This window comes from Shewanella khirikhana (assembly GCF_003957745.1).
In the GTDB taxonomy this organism is placed as follows: domain Bacteria; phylum Pseudomonadota; class Gammaproteobacteria; order Enterobacterales; family Shewanellaceae; genus Shewanella; species Shewanella khirikhana.
Map to the genome: position 1 here is coordinate 2,379,662 of NZ_CP020373.1, position 25,261 is coordinate 2,404,922.

General features: G+C 53.7%; 19 protein-coding genes. 9 read left to right on the top strand and 10 right to left on the bottom strand.

From position 1 onward, the window contains the following. The 4 genes from STH12_RS10465 to STH12_RS10480 are packed head-to-tail and all read left to right on the top strand — an operon-like array spanning nucleotide 1 to nucleotide 6,043. A complete protein-coding gene (locus tag STH12_RS10465) occupies nucleotides 1-1,902 on the top strand; it encodes a glycoside hydrolase (protein ID WP_126167496.1) in 1,902 nt (633 codons plus the stop codon). Further along, nucleotides 1,809-3,635: a cytidylyltransferase domain-containing protein gene (locus STH12_RS10470; protein WP_164551183.1), complete on the top strand. Its 1,827-nt coding sequence runs from the start codon at nucleotides 1,809-1,811 to the stop codon at nucleotides 3,633-3,635. Before STH12_RS10465 ends, STH12_RS10470 begins: the two co-directional genes overlap by 94 nt. Nucleotides 3,636-3,644: 9 nt before the next feature. Further along, nucleotides 3,645-5,081, top strand: a complete 1,437-nt coding sequence (locus STH12_RS10475; protein ID WP_126167498.1) for a B12-binding domain-containing radical SAM protein — start codon at nucleotides 3,645-3,647, stop codon at nucleotides 5,079-5,081. Then, entirely contained in the window at nucleotides 5,081-6,043 is a 963-nt protein-coding gene (locus STH12_RS10480) for a glycosyltransferase family 2 protein (RefSeq protein WP_164551184.1), read from the top strand. The genes STH12_RS10475 and STH12_RS10480 overlap by 1 nt, the downstream gene beginning before the upstream one ends. Here STH12_RS10480 and STH12_RS10485 read toward each other — a convergent pair. The 6 genes from STH12_RS10485 to pseB are packed head-to-tail and all read right to left on the bottom strand — an operon-like array spanning nucleotide 5,986 to nucleotide 12,136. Next, on the bottom strand, nucleotides 5,986-6,846 hold the full coding sequence (locus tag STH12_RS10485; protein WP_126167500.1) for an NAD-dependent epimerase/dehydratase family protein: 861 nt from the start codon (nucleotides 6,844-6,846) through the stop codon (nucleotides 5,986-5,988). The genes STH12_RS10480 and STH12_RS10485 overlap by 58 nt on opposite strands. Beyond that, nucleotides 6,839-8,155, bottom strand: a complete 1,317-nt coding sequence (gene rfbH, locus STH12_RS10490) for a lipopolysaccharide biosynthesis protein RfbH (protein WP_126167501.1) — start codon at nucleotides 8,153-8,155, stop codon at nucleotides 6,839-6,841. The genes STH12_RS10485 and rfbH overlap by 8 nt, the downstream gene beginning before the upstream one ends. Beyond that, nucleotides 8,139-9,215: a CDP-glucose 4,6-dehydratase gene (rfbG, locus tag STH12_RS10495; protein ID WP_126167502.1), complete on the bottom strand. Its 1,077-nt coding sequence runs from the start codon at nucleotides 9,213-9,215 to the stop codon at nucleotides 8,139-8,141. The genes rfbH and rfbG overlap by 17 nt, the downstream gene beginning before the upstream one ends. Beyond that, complete coding sequence (rfbF, locus tag STH12_RS10500) at nucleotides 9,216-9,986, bottom strand: glucose-1-phosphate cytidylyltransferase (protein ID WP_126167503.1); 771 nt, start codon at nucleotides 9,984-9,986, stop codon at nucleotides 9,216-9,218. It lies immediately after the preceding gene. A 12-nt stretch (nucleotides 9,987-9,998) separates the two neighbouring features. After that, nucleotides 9,999-11,144: a UDP-4-amino-4,6-dideoxy-N-acetyl-beta-L-altrosamine transaminase gene (gene pseC / locus STH12_RS10505; RefSeq protein WP_126167504.1), complete on the bottom strand. Its 1,146-nt coding sequence runs from the start codon at nucleotides 11,142-11,144 to the stop codon at nucleotides 9,999-10,001. After that, a complete protein-coding gene (gene pseB, locus STH12_RS10510; protein ID WP_126167505.1) occupies nucleotides 11,141-12,136 on the bottom strand; it encodes a UDP-N-acetylglucosamine 4,6-dehydratase (inverting) in 996 nt (331 codons plus the stop codon). Before pseB ends, pseC begins: the two co-directional genes overlap by 4 nt. A gap of 303 nt (nucleotides 12,137-12,439) precedes the next feature. Between pseB and STH12_RS10515 the strand changes: the two genes are divergently transcribed. The 3 genes from STH12_RS10515 to STH12_RS10525 all read left to right on the top strand — a co-directional run bounded on the left by STH12_RS10515 (nucleotide 12,440) and on the right by STH12_RS10525 (nucleotide 16,175). Next, nucleotides 12,440-14,920 (top strand): motility associated factor glycosyltransferase family protein, encoded by a 2,481-nt coding sequence (locus tag STH12_RS10515; RefSeq protein ID WP_126167506.1) that lies wholly within the window; start codon nucleotides 12,440-12,442, stop codon nucleotides 14,918-14,920. Between the two features lie 202 nt (nucleotides 14,921-15,122). After that, nucleotides 15,123-15,602, top strand: coding sequence for a DUF2947 domain-containing protein (locus STH12_RS10520; protein ID WP_126167507.1), 480 nt, complete (start codon nucleotides 15,123-15,125; stop codon nucleotides 15,600-15,602). 21 nt (nucleotides 15,603-15,623) lie between these two features. Further along, nucleotides 15,624-16,175: a chalcone isomerase family protein gene (locus STH12_RS10525; RefSeq protein WP_126167508.1), complete on the top strand. Its 552-nt coding sequence runs from the start codon at nucleotides 15,624-15,626 to the stop codon at nucleotides 16,173-16,175. Nucleotides 16,176-16,261: 86 nt separating this feature from the next. Here the strand turns inward: STH12_RS10525 and STH12_RS10530 are convergent, their stop codons facing one another. Continuing rightward, nucleotides 16,262-17,158, bottom strand: a complete 897-nt coding sequence (locus tag STH12_RS10530) for a DUF6268 family outer membrane beta-barrel protein (protein ID WP_126167509.1) — start codon at nucleotides 17,156-17,158, stop codon at nucleotides 16,262-16,264. A gap of 53 nt (nucleotides 17,159-17,211) precedes the next feature. Then, entirely contained in the window at nucleotides 17,212-17,832 is a 621-nt protein-coding gene (locus STH12_RS10535) for a TetR/AcrR family transcriptional regulator (RefSeq protein ID WP_126167510.1), read from the bottom strand. Between the two features lie 154 nt (nucleotides 17,833-17,986). Here STH12_RS10535 and STH12_RS10540 point away from each other — a divergent pair, with 154 nt between their 5' ends. After that, entirely contained in the window at nucleotides 17,987-19,099 is a 1,113-nt protein-coding gene (locus tag STH12_RS10540) for an efflux RND transporter periplasmic adaptor subunit (RefSeq protein ID WP_126167511.1), read from the top strand. Between the two features lie 3 nt (nucleotides 19,100-19,102). After that, nucleotides 19,103-22,171, top strand: coding sequence for an efflux RND transporter permease subunit (locus tag STH12_RS10545; RefSeq protein ID WP_126167512.1), 3,069 nt, complete (start codon nucleotides 19,103-19,105; stop codon nucleotides 22,169-22,171). Here the strand turns inward: STH12_RS10545 and STH12_RS10550 are convergent. Further along, entirely contained in the window at nucleotides 22,159-22,404 is a 246-nt protein-coding gene (locus STH12_RS10550) for a YdcH family protein (protein ID WP_126167513.1), read from the bottom strand. The genes STH12_RS10545 and STH12_RS10550 overlap by 13 nt on opposite strands. A gap of 155 nt (nucleotides 22,405-22,559) precedes the next feature. Continuing rightward, nucleotides 22,560-25,250 (bottom strand): TonB-dependent receptor domain-containing protein, encoded by a 2,691-nt coding sequence (locus STH12_RS10555; RefSeq protein WP_237158835.1) that lies wholly within the window; start codon nucleotides 25,248-25,250, stop codon nucleotides 22,560-22,562. Nucleotides 25,251-25,261 lie beyond the last annotated feature (11 nt).

Genomic DNA, 25,261 nt, shown 5'->3' on the forward strand with positions numbered 1-25,261 from the left:
ATGGCCACTGCGCTCTATACCGTATTTCACTTAAACCTGGCCTTCTCTTCCATCGAAGTCGAGCAGCATGGCGATGTGGTTACACACTGCTATTGGCCCTTGCTGCAACTGGCTGAGGCCGGGGTTCCGGTTGGCATTGAGATGACGGCTTACACCCTGGAAGCTGTCAATCACCTGGCCCCGGATTGGGTTACCAAATTTAAGCAGCTGATTGCCGAAGGTAAATGTGAACTCGTTGCCAGCGGTGACAGCCAGATTATCGGCCCGCTAATTCCGGCGGCGGTGAACCATGCCAACCTGCGCTTGGGCCAGGATGCCTATCACCGGCTTGTGGGCGTGAGGCCAAACATCGCTTATCTTAACGAGCAGGCGGTGTCTGCCGGGCTGCTCGATGTCTATATCGACGAAGGCTTCGATGCTGTGGTGGTAGAGTGGGATAACCCCTTTTCACATAATCCCGACTGGTCAAAAGATGGATTAAACCGGCCGCAAAGCCTGAAAAGCGCCAGTGGCAGAAGCATTAAAGTCATCTGGAATCACGCCATTGCGTTCCAAAAGTTTCAGCGTTATGTCCACGGTGAGCTGACGTTAGCGGATTATTTGCACTATTTGGTGAAAGTGCTCAGACCCGGGATGCTGGCGTTTCCTGTGTATGGCAGCGATGCCGAAGTATTTGATTTCCGCCCCGGCCGTTATCAAACCGAAGCCGCGCAGGTCAGTGGCGAGTGGCAACGCATAGCGACACTGTTCAACGCGCTGAACAGCATGAGCGAATACCAATGGCGCTTACCTTCCAGCTTGCTTACGTTTTGGCAACCGGGTGAGCCTCTGAGTCTGACCAATGCCGAGCACCCTGTCTCGGTGAAAAAACAGGCCAAGTACAATATCAGCCGCTGGGGCCTTAGCGGCCGCAACGACCTCTTGCTTAACAGCCACTGCTACCGCGCGCTGGCCAAGCTCCAACACAGCCCGCACGCCTCGGATGACGAATGGCGAAACCTGTGCCGGATGTGGGCGAGCGATCTGCGCACTCACCTCACCCAGACCCGCTATAACGCCTTGCCTTTGACAGCGGTCGCCGCCCAGGCGCCGCAGTTTAGCCCCTGGCAAGACACTGCCGCGGTGGACATTCACTACGATACTGAGCGCAGACGCCTGCATATCCGTACTGCCTCGGTGCAGCTGAGTCTTAACGGCAACCGTGGCCTGGCCATCGACCAACTGGCGTTTTTGTCACACGACTTTGAGCCGGTCATAGGCACCCTCTCCCACGGCCATTTCGACCATATCAGTTATGGGGCAGACTTTTACTCCAACCATTTGCTGCTGGAGCGCTTTCGTGATCGGGACAGGGTTGCGGATCTGAACCGGGTCAGCTTTGAACTGGCCCAGCAAGATGGCTATCCGGTGGTGTATTGCCGTCAAACGCTTAAAAGTGGCGCCATCATCAAGTGGTATCGAATTGAGGAAGAGGCGGTTCACACTGGCGTATATTTTGAGGATAAGCAGCGGCCGGAAGCCTCGGTCAGGCTTGGGTTTATCACCCTGCTGAACTGCGCCGAGCGCGCCTGGTATCACACCAAGCTCGGTGGCAATCACAATGAAACCTTTCACATCCGCGCAGATATGGATCAGGGCGCCCCGGTTTCGTCTATCGTTTCAGCATCCAGTGCCCTGGGGGCAACAGATGGCCATATCCGCTTTGGCACCGGTAAACTCGGCGTGAGCCTTAGCTGGGACCCGGCCAGGTGCGCCGCCCTGCCCATGATATCCAGCAAGCAGATTGATGAAGAGTATCTTAACCGGCTGTGGTTCTCACTGGCGGAAGCGGACGAAACCCTGAAACAGGGTGGAAGCCTGCTGGATTTCAGTATGTGTATCAAACCTGTGAGGCTAAGTTAATGTCTAAGACCCTCGCCATTATTGGCGCTCGCCTTAACTCAAGCCGCCTCCCCGGCAAGCATCTGTTACCCCTGCCAGCTGATGCCTCTGGCGGCAGCAAGCCCATGATAGGTCACCTGCTTGCCCGGCTCAGCGCCTGTAAAAAGCTGGGCAGCATTGAACTTGCCACCACAGCCGATGACTATAACGCTCCCTTGGTGAATTGGGCTTATGAAAATCATGTCCAGTGCCAGCCTTTCGAAGGCGATGTGAACGACTTGATGGGCCGGCTCGATGTGATTATTCAAAGGCATCAACCCGACTATATCCTGTATATCTGCGGTGACTGTCCACTGATAGACCCTGAATTTATCGATCATGCCCTGACGCAGTTACAGGCGTCGATGAGCGACACTATCTGTCTGCATCCGGGTGTGAACAGCTTGCATGAAGGCATGGGGTTTTACAGCAAGAATGGCTGGGATAAGTTGATGTCGGTCAGCCAGTGCGCCATGTCCCGCGAGCACGTAGGTTATGGCGATAAACTAACGCAGGTTCTGGATACGCTGGCAATCGATGACAGTGCGGATTACTCCTTGGTAAAACACAGAATTTCTGTTGATACCCAGGCAGATTATCGTTTCATGGCTGAAGTTTACCAACGCTGGTATAGCACTCATGGCGCTGACTCCGTTGTTAGTCTGCAGTGGGTACAGCAGTTGCTTTTGGAAGAGCCGGCGCTGCGACAAATCAATATGCATGTTCAGCAAAAGCGCCCCGATAAAGACTACGCCAAAATCAGTTTGTACTGTCATCTGAGTTCGGCCATCGGCTTGGGTCACCTCAAGCGTTGCATCCTGATTGCACAGGCGCTGCAGGAGCAATTGGGAACAGGCACAGAAATCTTTGTCATTGGCGAGCGCCGAGAACTGCCCTGGCTCAGCACTAACGTCCATTGGCTTGAACACGACTTACAGCTGTTTGCCAAGCTGAAATCGGACACAAATAGCTTGGTGATATTGGATTTCCACCCCAACTTCATCGACGAAGCTGCCTTGATTGATAGCTGCAAACAAGTGAAACAGCGGGGGGCCGCGATTGTGGCGATGGATAAGATGTCTTCCCTGCTTCCCTGTGCGGATCTGCTGTTCGTGCCCAGCTTTTTTACCCGACTTGATGATGCCAAAGTCAGTTTCGGTTGGGATCACTACTTATTTGATGACATCAGCCAAGAGCCCAAAGAAGATTTGGTATTGTTTTTATCAGGCGGGAGCGATGCACTTGGATTTGGCCAATCTCTTCCAGCTGAATTACACAAGATTTTGCGCCCGCAATGGCGCTACGTCTGGGTTCAAGGTCCACTGGCTCCCACGCCGGAATTGGCCGGTATTGAGCAAATTGAACTCCTGTTCAATCCCCCAAAGCTGGCAAAGCTGATTGCCAAAGCCAAAATCATAGTCACTTGCTATGGCCTGTCTTTGTTCGAGTCGATGGCCAGCGGCGCGGCAGTCATTCTGCTGCCGGTACAGCACCTGTGCGAGGCTGATGAGTTAGCCGGCTTGGCCGAAACCCAATCATGTCTTATCAGTCACACCCCGGAAGAGGCCGCGCAGCTACTGGCCACACTGCAATCATCCCCCACCCAGATAGACACGCTGTCCATGAAAGCTGGCTCACTTTTTGCTGGTTCGAATGGTATGTCAATTTTGATTCAAGCAATCAAAAAGCTTCTGCCAACCAGCCAACACAGCTAAGGATTAATTATGTTCATTCTGGTAACTACTCCCGTGGGCCGTACAGAGTTGGGTGAGCAAATAGACTATTTTCCAAGCCGATGGAGCGGAAGTTCGGGGCAGTACAAAGTCACAACCTTCTTCCCGTTTAATTTGGCCTATCTTACGTCAATGCTGAAAAGAGACACCGGGCATCAAGTTCGCTTTGTCGACATGAATTACTATGGCGTTGACAGTGATGAGTATCTGTCGATTGTTAATCAGCTGAAGCCCGATATTCTCATCGTAGAAATTGACTCCATCATCTATCGCAAGCAGATGGCCATCTTCCGCACATTGAAGCAGGCACATCCCACGCTGAAAATTATTGCCTGTGGTCCTCAGGTTTCGGCCTCTCCGACAGAGGCATTGGCAAACGGTGTGGATTTTGTCGCCACAGGTGAGTTTGAAGAATCCATCACTGAACTTATTAACGCTGACTTTTCAAAGGATGTGGAAGGCATTTATCCAAATGGCCGAAGAAAGTTACTCGATGTTAATTCGCTGCCATTTCCCGAGGATGAAGATGTTAGCCGCCGGAATTATTGTCGCTTATACGGCTCTGAATACAACGAAGTTGAAATGTGGGTCACTCGCGGCTGCCCTGTTATGTGTAATTTTTGTGTCGTGGCCAACGTGTACTACGGAAAGCCCAATCACAGAACCAGAAGCCTTGACAATGTGATAGCGGAAATCAAATACCTGCAGAAAACCATACCGGATCTGCAAGGCATTTTCTTCAACGAAGAAGCACATACAATCAATCGAAATTACTTACGGGATCTGTGCCGACGCCTGATAGAAGAAGGATTGAATAAAACCCTAAAATTCAATTGCATGGGAAATTATGACACCCTCGACACTGAGACGCTTAAGTTAATGAAAGAGGCGGGTTATTACAAAGTTCGTATCGGCCTGGAAAGTCTTGATGAGTCTGTGATGCAGCACATATCAAAATTTCGCTCCAAAAGTAATGTCAGCCGCCTTTTGGATGTATTGCATGACTGCAGAGCTCTGGGGATTAAAGTCTACGGCACCATGTCAGTCGGCACCGTCGGCGCGAACTATGATTCCGATATCGAATCGTTAAACACGATAGAGAAGTTACATGCCGAGGGTTATATACAGGAGTTTTCGCTGTCAATAAACACGCCGCTTCAGGGGACACCATTCTTCGACAAAGCAAAGGAAGAAAACTGGCTTATCGCTACCTCATCGGATTACGACGGCAGTTATGGCTCCATGGTGGAATTACCTGAGTATCCGGCAGCCCTGGTGAATAAAGCCTTTGAGTATGGCTCCCAAATACGGGCACGTATTAACCAGAAAAATCAAGAAAATGGTGTGCATTACTCATCCTATGACCGGCAATGGTGTGCTCCGGTTTACGCCACCTCCAGTCGCAAGGAAGGTACAGGAATACTCTAATGACGCCGATACTCAGCATTTGCATTCCAAACTTCAATCACGGGCAAGTACTTGGGCAAACGCTTGACGCGGTGTTCAGCCAGGATCTCAATGACGTAGAGGTTTTAGTATCAGACAATGCCTCCAACGATAACAGCATGAACGAGATCAATCGTTTCAGCGACCATCCTCAATTAAGGGTATTTCGCCAACCATCCACCATTCCGATGGCCGAAAATTGGAATTACCTGGTGAAATCTGCCAATACCCCCTGGATTATTGTGCTGTGTTCGGATGATATTTTACTGCCGGGTAGCCTCGCCAGGTTGATAAAGGCTGCACAATCCCAGGATGCTCAAGCCGTTTTTTTTGAGTATGACTTTCTCATCAATCAGCAACGGGTAAACAAAGTCCCCTTTTATCAGTCAAGCGCACTGATCCCGGGCATGCGACAAGCTGAAATTTTTCTAAAAGGAAATAACTTCCCTTTATCGGCGTGTATGTTCAGGCGAGAGTTGATCCAACAAATATCCTGGTTCGATGAGAGCAAACACTTTTGTACCGACTGGCATGCATGGTTAAACATGAGTGCCATTGCAAAGCAGGTTCTGTATATCGATGAGCCTTTGTTACTGTATCGTCATCACGCAGCAAACGAAACCAACAGATGTGTTCGGGATTTACTCGCGCTGGAAGAAGTGATTGCAATGAAGGACGAGTTTATTTCCAGACAGGAGATAACGGACAGAAGCATACTTTGGGGAGCCTGCTCGAATAACCTTAAACTTGCCGTACTCTACTCCAATCAAATGGCAGAAAAAGGCTTCTCAAATGCCGCCGAACATTATAGAGGTCAAGCCTCGGAGCTCGAGCATCAGTTGGTAAAGCTTGGCCCCTCGCCCAATAGAATTGCCGTAGGAGCCCCTTATCCTTTGCCCGAACAGGCCGAGCCCGTTAAATCAGCAAATCTCTGCCTCACGTAGTCCTCCAGCCGATATTGCGGATGCCAACCAGGAAGAGTTTGAATCGGGCTATCTGCAGGTTGGGATATCTCAATGCCCGAAGTTTGTGCGCTGAAATTCATCTGAATTGGATAGCCCAGCTCCGAGAATAAAGCCGATAATTCGTCAAAGCCGTAAAGATGTTCTTGCCTGACTTTGTACGTCAAATCGGGCAGTTGTGTTTGCGCTTCCAACAAACCAATAATGGCACTGACCACATCCCTTACATCCGTGAGCGCAAAACGCTTTCCTGGGTCACCCAGGTTGGCTGGCATACCGGTGAAGGCTTGCTGGATTAAATAATCAACCAGTTTTCCTCTGGGGTCCTGCGGACCGTAAGTGGATGACAATACCAATTGATAAACTTCGAGTTTTTCTCTGTTTCGAAAGTAGTCCAGATACACTGCCAGCGCTTGTTTACTGGCACTGTAATAATCGAGCGGTGAGTTATGCTGCTGATTGCCAAACTGCCAGAAGCTGCCGGTTACAATGAATTTCACATCGGCCTGTGTGGCTGCCCAGTTCAATAACCTCAGTGGCAACAAGATATTGGCATTGAGTCCAACCCCTCTCGCCTCTGCGCCATAGGCTGCAGCTAAATGCACCACAGCGTCGGGAGAAAACTCAGACAAACTTGCTTCAAGATTGGGGCAATCAAACGCCAGTCCATCCTGGGACGCTTGCCGCTGTATCGGCAACACCTCTAAGCCCCGGGACCTGACCGCCCCGACCAGATGACGCCCCAGGAAACCGCTGGCACCAGTAACAACCACACGTTTAGACAATGAACCTCCGGGTGAACTCTGCTACTGTGTCTGCAACATATTCCAGCATACCCCGGTTCAGTCCGGGATGAACCCCAAGCCAAAAGGTGTTGTTCATCACTTCATCGGTGTGATCCAGGTTACCAACAACACGGTAATTGACACCCTTGAAATATGGCTGCTTGGTCAGGTTTCCTGCAAACAGTAATCTCGTGCCAATTTTTGCCTCCTCAAGCGCCTTCACAAATTCCTGACGACGACCGGCGAGCGCCCCTTTCAATGTAATGGGGATCCCAAACCAGGAAGGATCGGCGTCCGCCGTGGCTTTACACACTTCAATTTCGGGGATAGAAGACAGCCTTTGTTTGAGAAACAAAAAGTGTTGTCGGCGGGCCTCACAAAATGCATCCAACTTATCCAACTGAGCCAATCCGCAGGCTGCCTGCATATCAGTGATTTTTAAGTTGTAGCCCATGTGGCTATAGATGTACTTGTGATCGTAACCATGGGGAAGCTCCCCCAACTGCCAATCAAACCGCCGCTTACAGCTATTGTCAGCGCCCGGCGCACAATAACAGTCACGCCCCCAATCACGGAAAGATTCGACTATTTTGGCGAGCTTTTTTGAACGGGTAAAAACCGCCCCGCCCTCACCCATGGTGATATGATGCGCCGGATAAAAGCTGAGGGTGGCCAAATCACCAAAGGTTCCCACATGTTGCCCTTGATATTGGCTCCCCAGCGCATCGCAGCAGTCTTCAATAAGCCATAAATCATGCTGCTCACAAAAACGACTCACGGCAGCCAAATCAAAAGGATTTCCCAAGGTATGGGCAACCATTACCGCCTTGGTTTTGGGGCTTAATGCCTGTTCCAGCTGGCTAACGTCAATATTCAAGGTTTGCGGGCAAATATCGACAAACACAGGTACGGCGTTATTTTGGATAATGGGATTCACGGTTGTGGGAAACCCGGCGGCAACTGTAATCACTTCGTCACCGGGAACAATAGCCCTGTCCCCCAGCTTGGGAGACGTGAGTGCGGAAAACGCCAATAAATTTGCAGCCGAGCCTGATGATGTAGTCAAAAGGTGTTCAACACCAATCCAGTCGGCGAGGCGCTGCTGGAATGCGTCATTGAAACGCCCTGTGGTTAACCAACCATCGAGACACGCCTCGACCATGGCGCTTATTTCATCGCCGTCCAAGGTTTTACCTGATACGGGTATGTAGTTTTCACCGCCGATAAACAGCCGTTGCTGATATTTAACCTCGGCGTATTCCCGCGTCAGAGCCAGTATCTGCTGCTGTAAATCATCCAACCGACGCATTCAGTTTGCCCTCGTTCGCAAGATAGTCTGCTATTTGTTTTTCGGTGAGGATCCTCGGGTCTTGGTTGTCGGCAACCCCGACATACCACTCGAGCACCTTATGGATGGTGACGTCCAACGGCCAGCGAGGAGTCCACTGCAGCTCCCTTCTCGACTTACTGCTATCCAATAACAGCACCTGCGTTTCATTAAAGCCCAGTTCCTGTTTTTCAGACTGAAACCCAAGCCCCATCTCGGCATAACAGCGAGCAACCAACTCGCCGACACTGCATGCATCCTCTGTCGCAGGGCCGAAATTCCATGGACCTGAGTAAGCATCGGGTTGCCGATACAACTTTTCAGCAAGTAGCAGGTAACCATAAAGCGCATCCAGCACATGCTGCCAGGGGCGCACCGCTGTGGGATTACGCAGGGCTACCGGCTGATCACGCAAAATCGCGGCTACGGTATCGGGCACAATGCGATTCGCAGCATAATCACCACCACCGATAACGTTTCCAGCTCTTGCCGATGCCAGACCGATTAACGGCTGTTTGGAGAAGTAAGACGCATGGTAGGACTCAACCACCATTTCGCAGCCGGCTTTGGAACAGGAGTAAGGGTCGAAACCGCCCAGGGGATCGGATTCAACAAATCCTTTTGTATCATGCTGCGGCTTGTAGCATTTGTCTGAACTGATGACCACGATGGCTAATTGGGAGTCCCAGCTTCGAAAGTTTTCCAGCAACCGGGCCGTGCCAAGAATATTGGTTTCCAGCGTCAGCAGCGGAAATTTATACCCTTCAGACACCAAGGGTTGGGCCGCAAGATGAAAAACCACATCGGGCCTCACGCGTTCTACACACAGACGCAGTCGATGCTCATCGTTGATATCACCCAGCTCATGGTCACAAACCGTATCCAATGACGCCAGGTCGAACAGGCCACCCGACTCCACCTTATCGGAATAGCCGAACACCTGCGCGCCACACCCATGCAGCAGTAAGGTGAGCCAACTTCCTTTAAAGCCAGTGTGTCCTGTGACTAAAACCCGTTTTCCTTGCCAGAAATTGCCTTTCATCTACCAAATCTTCCATGGTGCCTTGCCCGAGTTCCACAAGGTTTCTAAATGCAGTTTATCTCTAAGCGTATCAACGGGTTGCCAAAAGCCGTTATGAACATAGGCCATCAACTCGCCGCACTCAGTTAAATGACGAAGCGGTTCTTGCTCCCACGAGGTGTTATCGCCGTCGATATACTGCAACACCTTAGGTGACAGAATAAAAAATCCGCCATTAATCCTTCCACCTTCATTCGCTGGCTTTTCATCGAATTTGGTCACCTTGTCCCCCTCCAGGGTTAAGCCACCAAAACGGGGCGGAGGCACAACAGCGGTCAAGGTTGCCAGTTTTTTGTGGTCTCGATGAAAACTGATGGCGGCGCCGATGTCGACGTCTGCAAGGCCATCACCATAGGTCATGCAAAACGCCTCATCTTCACTAACCAATTCGCGAATTTTCTTAAGTCGACCACCGGTCATGGTGTCTATGCCGGTATCGACCAAGGTGACACGCCAGGGGACGGGCGCATTATCGTGAATGATGCGTTCACCGGTAGCGAAATCCAGCGTGAGATCGCAGCCAAGTAAGTGGTAATTGTTGAAGTACTGCTTGATAACCTCTGATTTATAACCGCACAGTATGATGAATTCATTCAACCCATGTGCTGAATAGATTTTCATTATGTGCCATAACAAAGGTTTACCACCTATTTCCACCATGGGCTTAGGTCGAATAGCCGTTTCTTCACTTAAGCGGGTGCCAAAGCCCCCCGCTAAAATAACCACCTTCATAAGCTCTCCAAACTAAATAACTCGCGCAATTTGCGAACATATGTAATCCCTTTCCACATCGGACAATGTTGGAAAAAGCGGGAGCGTCAATATCGCTTTATAGAAGTGTTCAGCGTTCGGGAAGTCACCTTCCTTAAACCCCAAGCCCATGTAAAACGGCTGTAAATGCACCGGGAAGTAATGCACGTGTACCTGGATCCCTTGTTGGCGAAGCTCGTCAAACAGCGCGCGGCGCTTCTCGGGCTGTTGCAGGCGAATAACATACAGGTGTCGGCCGCTGATGCTGTTATCCAGCGGCCTAACTATCGAAAGTGGCAGCGGCGCAAGCGCACTGTCGTAGTGCTCACTGATGCGATTTCTGTGGCTCACAAACTCATCAAGCCTGGTCATTTGTGACAGCCCAAGCGCGGCCTGAAGCTCAGTCATCCGATAATTAAAACCAAGCTGGTGCTGCTCGTAATACCAACCGCCTTCGTCAGGGCGATGTAACTGCGATGCATCGCGGGTCACACCATGGCTTCGAAGTGCGGCCATGTTTTGCCCAAGTGCTTCACTGTTGGTCAGTGCCATCCCGCCCTCGGCACTGGTGATAATTTTCACCGGATGAAAGCTGAAGATAGTGATGTCGCTGTAATAGCCGCTGCCAATCTTGTGGCCGTGAAAACTGCCGCCAATGGCGTGGGAGGCATCTTCAATCAGCTTGAAGCCATACTCTTTGGCAAGCGCTGCGATGGCTTCCATATCACAGCTATGGCCGCACAGATGCACAGGAATAACCACTTTTGGCAACTTGCCATTGGCGTTGGCATCAATCAGTTTTTGTTGCAGTGCTTTGGGGCACATGTTGCCTGTGGCTGCGTCCACATCAACAAAATCGATATCGGCACCGCAGTAAAGTGCGCAGTTGGCAGAAGCAACGAAGGTAATTGGCGAGGTCCACACAAGGTCACCGGGCCCAACGCTCAGCGCCAGACAGGCAAGGTGCAGCGCCGAGGTGGCGCTGTTAACCGCCACCGCATATTTCGCACCTGTGTAGTCACACACCGCTTGTTCGAACGCAGGCACCTTAGGGCCCTGGGTCAACCAATCAGACTGAAGTACTTCAACAACAGCATCGATATCAGCCTGGTTTAAATCCTGTTTGCCGTAGGGGATCATGCCTTGGCATCCAGTTCGATAATCTCGTCCACTGTCAAAAAGTGTGGGTTGGTCCCAGAGTTGTATTCAAAGCCCATCTCGACCGGCTTACCTTTTTCACCAAGGGCGTTGGTACAAAAATCGGATTCACGGCCAAAGAATTTAATGCTGGGGGTGATAACGAAGTGGTCGTCAAATTCGAGGGTGTGATGGGAATCGTCGGCCGGACACATGATTTCATGCATTTTCTCCCCCGGACGGATCCCTATGATGGCCTGCTTAAGCTCAGGCGCGTAAGCACTGGCCAGATCGGTAATACGAATCGAGGGGATCTTGGGCACGAACAGCTCACCGCCCTGCATCCTGGCAAAATTTTTCAGAACAAAATCAACCCCATCCTGCAGAGTGATCCAGAAGCGGGTCATATCCGGATGAGTAATGGGCAAGGAATCGACGCCATCGGCAATCAGTTTTTTAAACAGGGGCACCACCGAACCACGGGAGCCAACCACGTTGCCATACCGCACCGCCGAGAAACGGGTTTTGCCCCCGCCGGTGATATTGTTGGCGGCGATAAAAAGCTTGTCCGATGCCAGCTTAGTCGCACCATATAAATTAATGGGGTTAGCGGCCTTATCCGTCGACAGCGCTATGACCTTGCTGACCTGATTGGCAATGGATGCCCGGATAACATTTTCGGCTCCATGGATATTGGTTTTGATGCATTCCATGGGGTTGTATTCAGCAGCGGGTACCTGCTTCATGGCTGCCGCGTGGATAACAAAATCGACGTCCTTGAAGGCATACATCAAGCGGTCGGCATCCCGCACATCGCCGATGAAGTAACGCATGCAGGGTTCATTGAAAATCTGCTGCATTTCGTACTGTTTCAGCTCATCGCGGGAATAAATGATCAGGCGTTTGGGTTTATACCGTGCCAACAGGGTTTGCACGTACTTGCGGCCGAAGGAGCCGGTACCACCGGTGATGAGTATTGATTTGTTATTAAACATCCTTTCCCCCTGCCAACCAAAACCTTGATATTCTAGTAAAATTCAAGCTATTAGTTGAAAGCATAATCTGACAGACATAAAAGTCCAGCGCTATGACACGTCTTTGCTGTAACCGTTCACGCATCAAACAAACAATGCTTAGCAAAAAGTGATCCATAGATAAAAGTGTCATGTTTTTCTGATAGTTGATGGTATAAGGATTGCATTAACTGCACAGGTTAAGCACTAACACGCGCTTCACTAGTCACGGTTTACCCAAAAAGACAAAGTTTTGACGCTGCGCCCACACAGGCAGGAGAGCACATGACAGACGCCACCACCCTACAACCCATTTTTGCTGTCAGTCCCTTTGGGGAAGCCTACCTGCCCTCAATTAACCGCCGTCAGTTTGAGTCGGTTCGCTCAGCGGCACTGTACAAAGACGCCTATCCTGAGCTGTTCAGCAAAGAAAATCATTTGCATGTCTTAGTGGGAATGGACTCGGGACTCCTGGCCAATTACGTCATGGAAGGCCCGCTTCCAAAAGGCAGCCGCTACCTGTTTGTAGAACTTGATGAAGTGCTGGCGCTGCTGAATGTGGAAATTCCGCTGGCCCTGCAGGAAAAGGTTGAGGTGCTGCCCTTAAGCGCCTTCTGCGAACGGGTAAGTGAAGGGGTCTATCCGGTGTACTTCACTAAAAAGTCCACCAGCTTACATCGCTCCCAGGGCGCGAAAATGGCGTTTTTACCCGACTACATCAAGCTGTGTACTGTGGTTGAAAAGCGCATGGATTTAGAGACCTTCAATCAATCCATTGGTCTTACACAAAAAATATTTGCCAAGCGAACCCTTGAAAACGCCTCTGACTGCCGCATTCCGGCGGCGCATCTTGAGGGGCGATTTACCGACAAAGATTGTGTGATCCTGGCCGGTGGCCCGTCCCTGGACAGGCATATCGAGTGGGTCAAGCAGCATCAGCACTGCCTCACCATTTTTGCCGTATCCAGGATCAGTAAAAATCTGCTGGCCCATCAACTCACGCCAGACGTGGTGCTCTCTGTCGACCCCCAGGAAGTCAGCTTTGATCTCAGTAAAGACATGCTGCACCTGGATGAAAAAGCCCTCTTCGTTCACAGCACCTATGTTGAGCCGCGGCTGTTATCCCAGTGGCATGGCCATGCGCTTTACATGGGGGCAAGACTGCCGTGGCAGGAAGAGCCCAATATCGACACCCAAGGCCCGACGGTCACCAACGCCGCGCTGCATTTAGCCTTGAAAATGGGCTTTAAGCGGATATTCCTGCTCGGGATGGACCTGTGTTTTTCGAGCAGCGGCTTCACCCACGCCAGTGGCAGTTACGAAGCGGCAGCCGGCCCCAACCTCACCATTGTCGGGGAATGGGTAAAAACCTATGACGGCGAAGATGCCGAAACCTCCATGCAGCTGCTGTATGCACTGCAAGCGCTGGAAGAAGAGGCAAAACACTGCTCGTCACATCAAGAGATCATCAACCTGTCGAACACCGCCGCTGTTGCAAAGGGGATTTCGTTTCAGGCACCGGAAAGGATTTCAGGACTGACACCAGCCGGGGACAAGACCGCCACGCTTCACCGATTGGTATGCAGCTATCCAGGCGATGGCCAAAGCGCGTTTCTTGCCAGGGTGCACTCCGAGCTCACTCAAGCTAGCCAGGCATTCCGTGAAATCGCAATGCTGGCCGAAGAAGCCCACAATCACAGTAAAAAGCTTGCACTGGCAATTCAGCAAAAAGGCCACAGCAGTGACTATTTTCAAAGCCTGCAAAAACGTATCGACAGCATTGAGAGCACACTGCTGGGCAAGTATCGGGTTTTGGCGCATTTCATTAAGTTTTTTGGATTTTCAGAATTCACTTCCTTCCTCACCCCGGCCCAAAGCAGTGAATGGCAGCAGGATGCTGTCTATAAAATGAGTCAGGATTATTACCGCGCCTTTAAAGTCAATGCCGACATGCTCATCGGTTTATGTAACGAGGCCCTTGCCAAGAACCAGCTGCGACTGGATGAAATAGTGCCCGGTGCTGATATAGCCAAACTGGCCGATGGTTGGCGCCAGTATCAGGAGCCGGGGCGCGCCCAACTTTGGCTGCGCCGTCACCCACAACAGCCGCCATCGAGCACCAACGCCCAGTTGGAGTCACTGAGTAAAGCATTTGAGGCTCAGCTCTATACGGCGCCACCTGTGGCGAAGGAGATGAAATCAGGGCACAACTCGCTAGACAGAGTGGAGCAGAAACTCCTGCTGCTTTTTGGTGAGCGCCACATAGGCGGGCTGCAGCAGATGTCCCGCATCCTGCAAGGTTTTGCCGGCAAAGATGCGGAAGCCAAGCGGCTTTGCCAACTCGCCAAAAGCCTGGCCTTCTCTCTGAAAAATGAGCCCGGCAACGCACTTGCTGCCCTGCTGGAAATAGACGAAACCCATCTCACCGAGCGCGAATACAAGGAAATGGCCTCCTTGGGGCTTAAGGTAAAGCAGCCGGAAATCTCGCTGCTGGCGCTGTCGAAACTGATTGAGTCCAGCGATGAATATTTACCGCTTTATGCCAGCGTACTTAAGCTGACAGGTCAGTATCAGGCGGCGGCAGAAACCTACCTTGAGTACCTGAACAAATACGCCGGCGATGTGGTGACCTGGATTAAGTTTGGCCAGTTTATGGTGGAAGCCGGTGAGCGGGACATGGCCATCAGCGCCTTTCATCAGGCCGAACAGGCCGATCCGGGCAATGCGCTGGCCAAGCAGTATTTGAGCGAACTCTACCGCCAATAGTGGCTGCACCTTTGCCTGTGGGCGGCATCTGGCTATAATGCCGCCCAGCCCATGTGCTTTTCTAAGGAAGGTGCGAATAAGTCCCGTGCTTGCTCTGCGTGTGCTTAAAGTGGATAGATGCAAGGCACAGTTCGCACCTTCCCTAAATACCTTTTCCGGGCAACTTTTCGACCTAACCTTGCCACCTAACCAGGAGTGTCTTTTGCAAACCAGCCATATTCCCCTCGAGCAGTATCGTCGCAAGTGGATTTTCAACAACAAAGATTTACCCGTGAGCGACGACGACAAGGCCTGTATTTATCCGCTGGATGAAAAGAGTGCCATGCTGGTGTGGAAACAACTGGTGAGCGATAAGGCCAGTGCCTCCGAACACTTCTCCAAGGCCGACTGGGGCGGACGCCCTAAAAGCTGGGTGAAATCAGATACCTGGCAAGGCCCGTGGGACAGCGAAGATCCCGCCCTCCCCGCCGTGGTAGAAGCCCATATTGAATGGGCCGACGACACCCGGGTATTCTTTTGCTACGACAAATACCAGGCCATCGAGACCCGCTGGGATGTGTTTGTGCGCAACTGGAAGTGCTTCCTGTTTTTCGATGATGGTCCACTGCTGATCTGCGACAGCCAGCCTCAGGTTGCGCTGTTTTTGCAAGACGGCAACGTGCAGCTGGGCGTTCGCAGTTAATTCGCATTATTTGGAGTTTTTATGAAGTCTCTACTCGCATTGCTGTTGTGCGTTTTGCCGCTTTTCGCATCCGCCAAAGAAGTGTCCGGCGTGGACCTGGCCGATTCACTGACCCAGGACAATCAGGCCTATCAACTCAACGGCGCCGGTGTCCGCAGTAAATTCTTTATGGATTTGTACGTTGGCAGCCTGTATCTGCCTGCCAGGGCGCAAACCAGCGAGCAGGTGCTGGCGCAGCAAAACGCCATTATCCAGCTAGATATTCTGTCTGGCCTGATTACCAGCGATAAGATGCGTGACGCCATCAATGAAGGCTTTGATGCTGCCACCAAAGGCAAGCAGGATGCCGCCATGAAGGCGAATATTGCCGCCTTTATGGCGCTGTTTGATGCTGAAATCAAACCCGGCGATCGCTTTGTGCTGCACACAGGCAATGATGGCGTGATTGCGGTGAAAAACGGCGTGGCCGGGCCAAAAATCGGTGATACCGACTTTGCCAAAGCCCTGCTGAATATCTGGCTTGGCGACAAACCCGCCCAAAAAAGCCTGAAGCAAGATATGCTGGGGCAATGATGGCGCTGCTATAACTCCGCTGGAATAACGCCGGAGCAATAACGTAAAAAAGGGACCAAATGGTCCTTTTTTCATGGCGGCGATGATTAAAAAGCTACAGAGAAAGCAATGGCGCCGGCGCCTTCGGCCGACAGGTCCTCTCGCTCGCCGCTGCCAAGTTCCATTTCACCGCCAAACATGTAGCCAGCGTAGGCATTCAGGCTCACCTTCTGCCCCAGTTGCCAGCCAAGGCGTAAAAACGACACCCATTCATCGATTTCCACCGTTTGACCATCGTCATTCAGCAGCAGACGCTGACTGCGGCGGGAGCTGCCAAGCCCAAGTTCCCATTTGGGGTTGAATCGATAACTGAGCTCAAGGCCCGCAGGCCCGCTGAATCCGGCGTCAAAGGGGTTGGCCAGGGTCAGTGAATCAGTCAGTTGCCAGCGCACCGCCAGAAACGGCAGCGCACGGGTTTCCCCTATGTCATCCAGGTAAATCGCGCCCACCCCGAGCAGATTGCCATCCTCAAACCTGTGCATGGCGCTGGCCACCAGCCCCCAGCTGCGGGCATCGGACGACGACGCCGTATCAGCCCAGGCGTATTGCAACATGGGGCTGAAACCAAACAGCCAGTTACCGGTCCGATAACCAATATTCAGCGACACATTGTAGCGATTAATCGAACTCCAGGGGTTAGCAGCGCCGCCAAGCAGCTTGCCATCGGCGGTGCGCCAGCTGTAATCCAGCACATCGTAGCCAAGGCCCCAGCCAACAGACCATTGGCGCGAAAGTGCATAACTGCCTTTGGCATCAAACATATACAGATTGCGGCCCAGGGTTGCATCCCCCACATCGGCCTTATCGGTAGACACCCAGGCCGCCTGCAGTGAAAAGGGAGACGGCCTGCCATCGGCCAACGCTGGCAACGCCATGCCAGCGGCAACGACAGTCAGCACTGAGACCGGACGGGTAAAGCGGTTTAATGGGTTAGCGCAGCGCATCCCTGACTCCTTGATGAATTTTCCCGCCAATACGTAGCATCAGGCGGTTTGGATCATTCCCTTGCCGCACGCAAAAACATGTTGATGGTCTCGTCGAGATAGCGGCTGCGCTCTTCGTCGCTGTCTTCAATCGGCATGCCGAGCTCAAGCCTTAGCCGCCGCTCACCAAACAACATCAGACACAGACGAATGGCGGCATGGCGGGTATCGCCAAAGCGGTACTTGCCCTCGGCCTCGACCCGGCGAAAGTAGTCACTCAGCAGCGCCAGCATCACACTCGGGCCACCGGCAAAATACAGCTTCGACACTTCAGGGTGAGTGTCGGCCTGAGACACACAGGCGCGGTACACCGTCAGCGCTTCTTCACTGACAATCATGGCACCAAAGCGGGCAGCAAACTGCGTCAGTACCCGCTCAGGATGCACCACATCTGCCAGCATGTCCGGGGTGATGTCGTGCATCACACATTTGGACTCGATGGAAGCCACAAACAGCTCGTCTTTGTTACCAAAATGAGAATAGACGGTCTGCTTGGAGACACCGGCCTTTTTAGCCACCTCATCCATACTGGTATTCGGAAAACCCTGACCACAGAAGAGTTCGATGGCCGATTCCAGGATGGCCATACGCTTTTGCTCACTGCGGCTAAGGCTGTTGTTTGGGGTGGAACTCATACTGATTAATCCGCTGCGCTGACTGGAGTCAACTTATGGGTGATAAGAAAACGATATAGATTTAACCATAAAATAGACTAGACAGTCCAGTTTTACCAAAATAGACTAGACAGTCCAGTTTAACCACTTTTTAACCTACAGCCAGGACACTGCCATGAACAGAGTGAATCGCCAACCATGGATTAAGGCCTTGCCGCTCCTTTTGGGGCTGGGCCTGATTGGCGCCTGTCAGGACAAGGATGCCGTCCCGCTCGACAGCAAGCACCTGCCTACCGTCATCACCGAATCCTTAAGCCAAAGCCAGGGCTACAGCCGCCAACTGGAATTCAGTGGCACAGTGCGGGCCGCCAACACCACCGGGGTAGGTTTTGAGCTTGCCGGTAAACTCAGCAGCCTGCTGGCCGACAGCGGCAACCAGGTCAACAAGGGCCAGCTGCTTGCCACCCTGGACACCAGTTTGCTGGTTGCCGAGCAGCGTGAACTGGAGGCGGCACTGGCGCAAAACAGTGCCGATCTCAATCTGGCCCGCTCTACCTTAAAGCGCAGTCAGGAGCTGAAAAAACAAGGCTATGCCTCAGTGCAGCAACTGGATGAATTACAAGGCAAGCTTGGCAGTCTAGAAGGTGCGCGCGAGCGCCTCAATGCCAGCCTTTATGCCAACAGTCTCAAGCAGGAAAAATCACGGCTGCTGGCGCCCTTCGATGGCAGCATCAGTCAGCGCAGCTTTAACCTCGGCGAAGTGGTTCCCTTGGGGCAGCCGGTGTTCACCCTGGTAGAAAACAGCGCGCCCCAGGGCCATGTTGGGGTGCCGGCGGATGTTGCCCGCAGCCTGAGTCAAGGCCAGTGGGTTGAGCTTCGCACCGGCAGCCGTCACCTCAGGGCACAGATTGAAGGCATCAGCCCTGCCATCAATCCGGTGACCCGCACCGTGGAAATTCGCCTCTCCATGCCAGCCGACAGCCAGGTGCTGAACGGCGAAATCATTTACCTAAGCCATCGCCAGCAAGTGGATAAGCCCGGCTTCTGGGTGCCTGTGTCTGCGCTCACCGACGGCCTGCGCGGCCTGTGGAACCTCTATGTGGTGGTTGGGCAAGGCCAGGGCGAATTTGTCATTGAGCGGCGCGATGTGGAGATCCTCTACACCGACAAAGACAGGGCCTTCCTCACCGGGGCGCTCGCCGAGGGCGATCAGATTGTCACCCAGGGGCTGCATAAACTCGTGGTCGGTGAACAGGTTCGCCCTTCCACTCAGGTCGCGACGAGGTAAGCCATGGTCAAGGCATTTGTTGAAAACGGCCGTCTGGCGGCGCTTTTTATCGCCCTGCTTATCGTTGCCGGTCTCGGAGCGCTGTCGGCCCTGCCCCGCATGGAAGACCCCCATATCACCAACAGATATGCATCGGTAATAACCCACTACCCGGGCGCCTCCGCCGAGCGGGTTGAGGCGCTGGTTACTGAAGTGCTGGAAAATCAGCTGCGCCGCCTTGAGGAGCTCAAGCTTATCCAGTCCACCTCGCGGCCGGGCATTTCGGTTATCCAGCTGGAGCTGAAAGATGAAATCGACCTGACCGACCCCGTCTGGTCCCGCGCCCGGGATCTGATGGCCGATGCGCGCCAGTCGCTGCCGGATGGGGTCATATCCCCCACCCTGGATGACCAGATTGGTTACGCCAATACCGTTATTTTGGGACTGGCCTGGCGCGGTGGTGGCGAGCCCAGGGTCGATATCCTAGGCCGTTACGCCAAGGAGCTGCAAAGCCGCTTGCGGCTGTTGCCGGGTACCGACTTTGCCCGCCTGTACGGTGCGCCGACAGAGGAAATTCTGGTTGAACTTGATGGCAATAAAATCAATCAGCTGGATCTCACGCCCGGCGCCATCGCCCGTATTCTTGCCGCCGCCGACAGTAAAATCTCCGCCGGTGAAATCCACAACGCCCATTTCCGGGCGTTGGTGGAAGTGTCAGGCGAGCTTGATTCGCAAACCCGTATCCGTCAGGTGCCACTGAAAATTGATGGCACCGGGCAGATCATCCGCCTTGGCGATGTGGCCAATGTCTCGCGCCAATACAAAACGCCCCCCGACAGTGTGGCGCTGCTTGCCGGTGAACGGGGGCTGATGGTCAGCGCCCGTATGCTCAACAACACCCGGGTCGATAAGTGGCTGGCACAGGTGCGTACCACAGTAGCCGAGCTTGAATCCGGAATGCCCGGCAATATTGAGGTGCAATGGCTGTTCGAGCAGGAAAGCTATACCAGCAGCCGTCTTGGCGAACTGGCCATTAACCTGTTGCAGGGTTTTGTGCTGATCCTGCTGGTGCTGATGCTGACCCTGGGCACCCGCAACGCATTGGTCGTGGCGCTGTCGCTGCCGCTGACGGCCCTGTTCACCCTGGCCTGTATGCGCGCAGTAGGGTTGCCAATCCACCAGATGTCGGTGACCGGACTGGTGGTGGCGCTCGGGATCATGGTGGATAACGCCATCGTGATTGTGGATGCGATTTCCCAGCGCCGACAGGCGGGCCAAAGCCGCCTCGAAGCCGTCTCCAACACCCTGAAACACCTGTGGTTGCCGCTGGCAGGCTCCACCCTTACCACCATACTCGCCTTCGCCCCGATTGTGCTGATGCCGGGCGCTGCCGGTGAATTTGTTGGCGGTATCGCGATTTCGGTGATGTTTGCCCTGGTGGGCTCATACCTTATTTCCCACACCCTGATAGCCGGGCTTGCCGGACGTTTCAGCCCGGCCACCGAAGGCCACGACTGGCGCGCCCACGGGGTGCGGATGCCAAGGCTTGCGGCCGCTTACGAGGCATTGCTCAGCAAACTGCTGCATACCCCTATCAGAAGTGCGCTGCTGATTGGTCTGTTGCCGCTGCTCGGCTTTATGGCCGCCGGCCGCATGACCGAACAGTTCTTTCCACCTTCGGATAGGGACATGTTCCAAATCGAAGTGTATATGGCGTCCCAGGTCAGTCTTGAGCGCAGTCAGGCCACCGTGGCCGCCATGGACAGGCAGCTTGAACAAACCGATGGCATAGAGCGCATCGACTGGGTGGTGGGTGGCAATATCCCCTCGTTTTACTACAACATTACCCAGCGCCAGCAAGGGGCGGCCAACTACGCCCAGGCGATGGTGAAGGTAAAGGATTTCGAGACCGCAAACGAGCTTATCCCCCGGCTGCAGCGCAAGCTGGATCTGGACTTCCCCGAGGCCCAGGTGCTGGTACGCAAACTCGAACAGGGCCCGCCCTTCAACGCCCCGGTCGAACTGCTGATTTACGGCCCGTCCCTTGAGGAGCTTAAACGCCTGGGTGACGAGGTGCGCTCGATTCTGGTGCGCCACAGCGATGTTATCCATACCCGCTCCACCTTGAGTCCAGGAGCGCCCAAGGTAAAACTGGCGGTGGATGAAGACGCCTCCATGATGAGCGGCCTGTCGCTGAGTGATATTGCCAATCAGGTGCAAATGGCCACCACAGGTCGCAGCGGCGGCAGTATCCTCGAGCAGACCGAATCGCTGCCGGTACGGGTACGTCTGGATGACAGCATGCGTGAACAGCAAGGCCGTCTGGGCGCCATTGAGCTTGTGTCCCAGTCCGGGCGCGGCATTCCGCTCTCAGCCCTGTCAGAGGCGCAAATCAGCGTCAGCCGCGGCGCCATCCCAAGACGTAACGGCCAGCGGGTGAATACCGTCGAGGCCTATATCCAAACTGGGGTGCTGCCAGCCAAGGTACTCAGGGAAGTGCAGCAGCAGGTGGATGCCCTGGCGCTGCCCCCAGGCTACCGTATCGAGGTGGGCGGCGAGAGCGCCAAGCGCAACGAGGCTGTGGGTAATCTGCTGTCGTCGGTGGCATTGGTGATGACACTGCTGCTGGCCACAGTGGTGCTGAGCTTCAACTCATTCCGTCTCACCGGCATCATATTGCTGAGCGCCGCACAGTCGGCAGGCCTTGGGCTGCTTGCGGTATATCTCTTTGATTATCCGTTTGGATTTACGGTCATCATAGGTTTGCTTGGTTTGATGGGCCTTGCCATCAACGCCGCCATTGTGATCCTGGCCGAACTTGAAGATGTGCCCGAGAAACGCGGAATGAGCCTGGAGACGCTGGTGAAAACAGTGGCCAGCTGTACCCGCCATATCACCTCCACCACCATTACCACTGTGGGCGGCTTTTTACCGCTTATCATTGCCGGAGGTGGGTTTTGGCCCCCCTTCGCGGTGGCGATTGCGGGGGGCACGGCATTAACGACCATGTTGTCGCTGTTGTGGGTGCCTGTGATGTATCGGTTGCTGATGCAAAAAATGCCTCAGCCTCAGGGATGTCATCAACCGGCGTGAGCTTTGAGTGCGTGGTAGATATGGTCTTTGAGCTCAGCGCGTTCGATTTTCAGCGCTGAAAAATGTTCGTCCGTGGTGGGCACCTTGTTGACCTCCAATCCGCGGATCTTATGGTCCAGTTCATGATAGCGTCTGGCCTTGGCACTGAAGTCGCTGTCATTGGCCTTGAGGCTTTGGATAAGATCGCTGTACTGCGGAAACTCGTTGGAAAGCAGGTGGTTTTCTCCCAGCATGTTAACCTCCGTGAGACTTGAATGGATAAGAAGGCAGCCCCATATGGGCTGCCCGCTTTTTGTACAACCTATTCAACATAATCCCGGCCACCGGGTTGCGCAAATGAAAAAGGCGCCCGAGGGCGCCCTGTCACAAAGTTCAGCCTTACGTCGAATCAGAACGACTGACGGAAGGATGCCCAGTAGATACGGCCACGGATATCGTATAGATTGCCGTTGTAAGTACCGTCGTAGGCAAACACGGGATCTTCGTCGGTCAGGTTGGTCACACCCACAGTCACACTGTTGTTCCACGGCATGTTGTAGGTGTAGCTCAGGTTATGGGTCCACAGGCTGTCGAGCTCATACAGCTCTTCGCTGCCGTCGATGTAGTCCCAGCTTTGCTGAGTACCAACAAAGTTACCGTAATAGTTCACCGAGTGATCGCCGAAGCTGTAATCCAGAGTCAGGTTGAGACGGTCTTCCGGCACGCCTTCACGGCCAGCCAGGTTGTCACCGAGGATCTGCACACCGGCATCGGCATAGGTGGTTTTGTACTTGAAGTAGTGCGACCAGCCCAGCCCCAGTTTGAAGTCACCGAAGTCGGTGGCGAATCTGGCATCCGCCTTCACATCCAAACCTTCTCGCTCAGACAGACCCAGGTTCAGTTTCTGGCTGAATACATAGTCGATACGGCCATTGCCCTGCTGGGAAATAGAGGTGCCGGCGTACACACTGGACACATCGGGACGTGGCACGCCCAAGGCGTCTGCCGCCTGCCACAGTTTGGCCTGGGTGCGGACAATTTCACTGGCCGACAGCTCTTCAATCAGGTTGGTGGTTTCCAATTGCCAGTAGTCGGCGGAGAAGCTGACATCGTCGGTAATATTCCACACCACACCAAAGTTCAGTGACTCAGACTCTTCAGCTTCCAAATCTACGTTGCCGCCAGTGCGGGTTGGCGCATAGTCGCGGCGACCGCAGGAGTCGATGTCTTCGCCATTGCTGTAACAGTTGAGGTAGTTAGTGATATTGCCATAGCCCTCAGAGGTGCCCTGATACAGATCCGACAGGGTTGGCGCCCGGAAGCCCGTGCCCCAGGAGGAGCGCAGCAACAGAGCATCCATTGGCTTGTAACGCACAGAAACCTGCGGGTTAAAGGTGCCGCCAAAGTCGGAGTAGTCATCGTAACGACCGGCCAGGTTCAGCTCGAGGCTGTCAAATATCGGCAGCACCCATTCGGCGTACAGCGCTTTGACATCACGCTCGCCATGACCGCCGCTGCCGCCGTTGCCACCAACAATGTGGCCGGCTTCCGCCAGTGCATCCACCTTGGAGTCCAGGCTTTCTTCACGGTAAGAGCCGCCCACGTACATGGCCGACATGCCACCCGGCAAATCAAACAGGTCAACAGACACACCACCGGAAATATCCAGATAGGTAGCGGTCATGCGCTTATCGTAGTTGGCAGTCGCACCACCTGGCATCGGCGAGTTGGGGTCGCGGGGATCCCAGCCCACAAAGCTGTTGCTGGCCGCATCCCAGTGACCCACCAGATCTGTGGTGGCACCTTTGAGCTGATAGCCGGTACCCCAGGTAAAGTTGGCGTACTTGTTGTAGTTCACCGCCAGATCCCAGGCAATGCTTTCATGGCTGCCGTTCAGGGCCAGCATGTAGTCATAGATGTTGTCGTGGTGCTCGGCCAGGCGGTCACCGGCGGTATCGAAACGGAAGTTCATACCGGCATCGGGGTCGGCAACCAGCTCCACCAACTGCAGCCCATCGGCGGTGGTGTAAGCAGGCAAGCCCTGAGGAATGGAAATCCACGAAGGCACAGGCGCTGAGATATCCAGGGTCTCGTTGGCGGCCCAGTAAGCACGGGCAGTAAGCTGAATATCAGCGGTCAAATCGTAGCTGTAGTGCAGCAGCGTATTGTCGCGGCGTGCATCTACGCTGGTCGCAGCGGCCTTGGTGTAGTCGAAGGCGCACAGGGTGTCGCCCGGGTAGTCAGAATCATCCAGCACACCCAAAAACTTGTCGCCATACACATCGGCGCAGCTTCTGTCGGCATTGGCAAAGGGGGCAGAATATACCCAGCCACCGGCGCCGCCCTGGGTCAGGGTACGACCGGTTGGACTGATGTTGACCCAGTCCTGATAGTCATTGGGGTTGCCGCCTTCTTTGAGGAACGGCTGGGTGTACCAGCGCTCGGACTGCATGATGGGCGCCACTTCGTAGTGCTCGAAGGTAAAGACCAGATGGCCCTTGTCTGAACTCAGGCCGCCGGTGAAAGACAAGTTGGATGACTCACCGCCGTCCTGCTCGGGACGATCCATACGGCCATCTAACTGAATACCCTCAAAATCTTTCTTAAGGATAATGTTCACTACCCCGGCAATGGCGTCGGTGCCATAAATCGCTGAGGCGCCGTCGGTCAGAATTTCAATGCGCTCCACCGCTGCCATTGGAATGGTGTTGATGTTGGCGGCGCCGCCATCCATCACAGGTGACTTGGCCATCCGCTTGCCATCGAGCAAGGTCAGGGTGTGAAACGCCGAGGCGCCCTTCAGCTGTACCGTGGCCTGTGAGCCCCAGCCGTTGTTGGAGCCGCCGCCCCAGGAACCAAAGGCGTTGAGGTTAGAGCTTCTGAGGGCATCACCCACGGTGGCAAAACCTGATTTGGCCAGCTCTTCTGCGGTAATGGTGGTAATGGGGGTGGCACCCTCCATATCGATGCGCTTGAGGTTGGAGCCGGTGACGGCAATGCGCTCCACCTTGTTCTCATCCAGGGCCTCTTCTGCGGCCGCGATAAAGGTTGGCGCCCCGAAAATCAGCGCCAAACTCAGTGCCAGTTTGCTTTGTTTCACGTTTTCTCTCC

Bases quoted from the DNA above. Each gene is read 5' to 3' on its own strand.
- rfbF (WP_126167503.1), bottom strand. From the start codon at position 9,986: ATGAAGGTGGTTATTTTAGCGGGGGGCTTTGGCACCCGCTTAAGTGAA.
- STH12_RS10545 (WP_126167512.1), top strand. From the start codon at position 19,103: ATGGTCAAGGCATTTGTTGAAAACGGCCGTCTGGCGGCGCTTTTTATC.
- STH12_RS10515 (WP_126167506.1), top strand. From the start codon at position 12,440: ATGACAGACGCCACCACCCTACAACCCATTTTTGCTGTCAGTCCCTTT.
- STH12_RS10480 (WP_164551184.1), top strand. From the start codon at position 5,081: ATGACGCCGATACTCAGCATTTGCATTCCAAACTTCAATCACGGGCAA.
- pseB (WP_126167505.1), bottom strand. From the start codon at position 12,136: ATGTTTAATAACAAATCAATACTCATCACCGGTGGTACCGGCTCCTTC.
- rfbH (WP_126167501.1), bottom strand. From the start codon at position 8,155: ATGCGTCGGTTGGATGATTTACAGCAGCAGATACTGGCTCTGACGCGG.
- STH12_RS10530 (WP_126167509.1), bottom strand. From the start codon at position 17,158: ATGCGCTGCGCTAACCCATTAAACCGCTTTACCCGTCCGGTCTCAGTG.
- STH12_RS10535 (WP_126167510.1), bottom strand. From the start codon at position 17,832: ATGAGTTCCACCCCAAACAACAGCCTTAGCCGCAGTGAGCAAAAGCGT.
- STH12_RS10525 (WP_126167508.1), top strand. From the start codon at position 15,624: ATGAAGTCTCTACTCGCATTGCTGTTGTGCGTTTTGCCGCTTTTCGCA.
- rfbG (WP_126167502.1), bottom strand. From the start codon at position 9,215: ATGAAAGGCAATTTCTGGCAAGGAAAACGGGTTTTAGTCACAGGACAC.
- pseC (WP_126167504.1), bottom strand. From the start codon at position 11,144: ATGATCCCCTACGGCAAACAGGATTTAAACCAGGCTGATATCGATGCT.
- STH12_RS10475 (WP_126167498.1), top strand. From the start codon at position 3,645: ATGTTCATTCTGGTAACTACTCCCGTGGGCCGTACAGAGTTGGGTGAG.
- STH12_RS10550 (WP_126167513.1), bottom strand. From the start codon at position 22,404: ATGCTGGGAGAAAACCACCTGCTTTCCAACGAGTTTCCGCAGTACAGC.
- STH12_RS10540 (WP_126167511.1), top strand. From the start codon at position 17,987: ATGAACAGAGTGAATCGCCAACCATGGATTAAGGCCTTGCCGCTCCTT.
- STH12_RS10465 (WP_126167496.1), top strand. From the start codon at position 1: ATGGCCACTGCGCTCTATACCGTATTTCACTTAAACCTGGCCTTCTCT.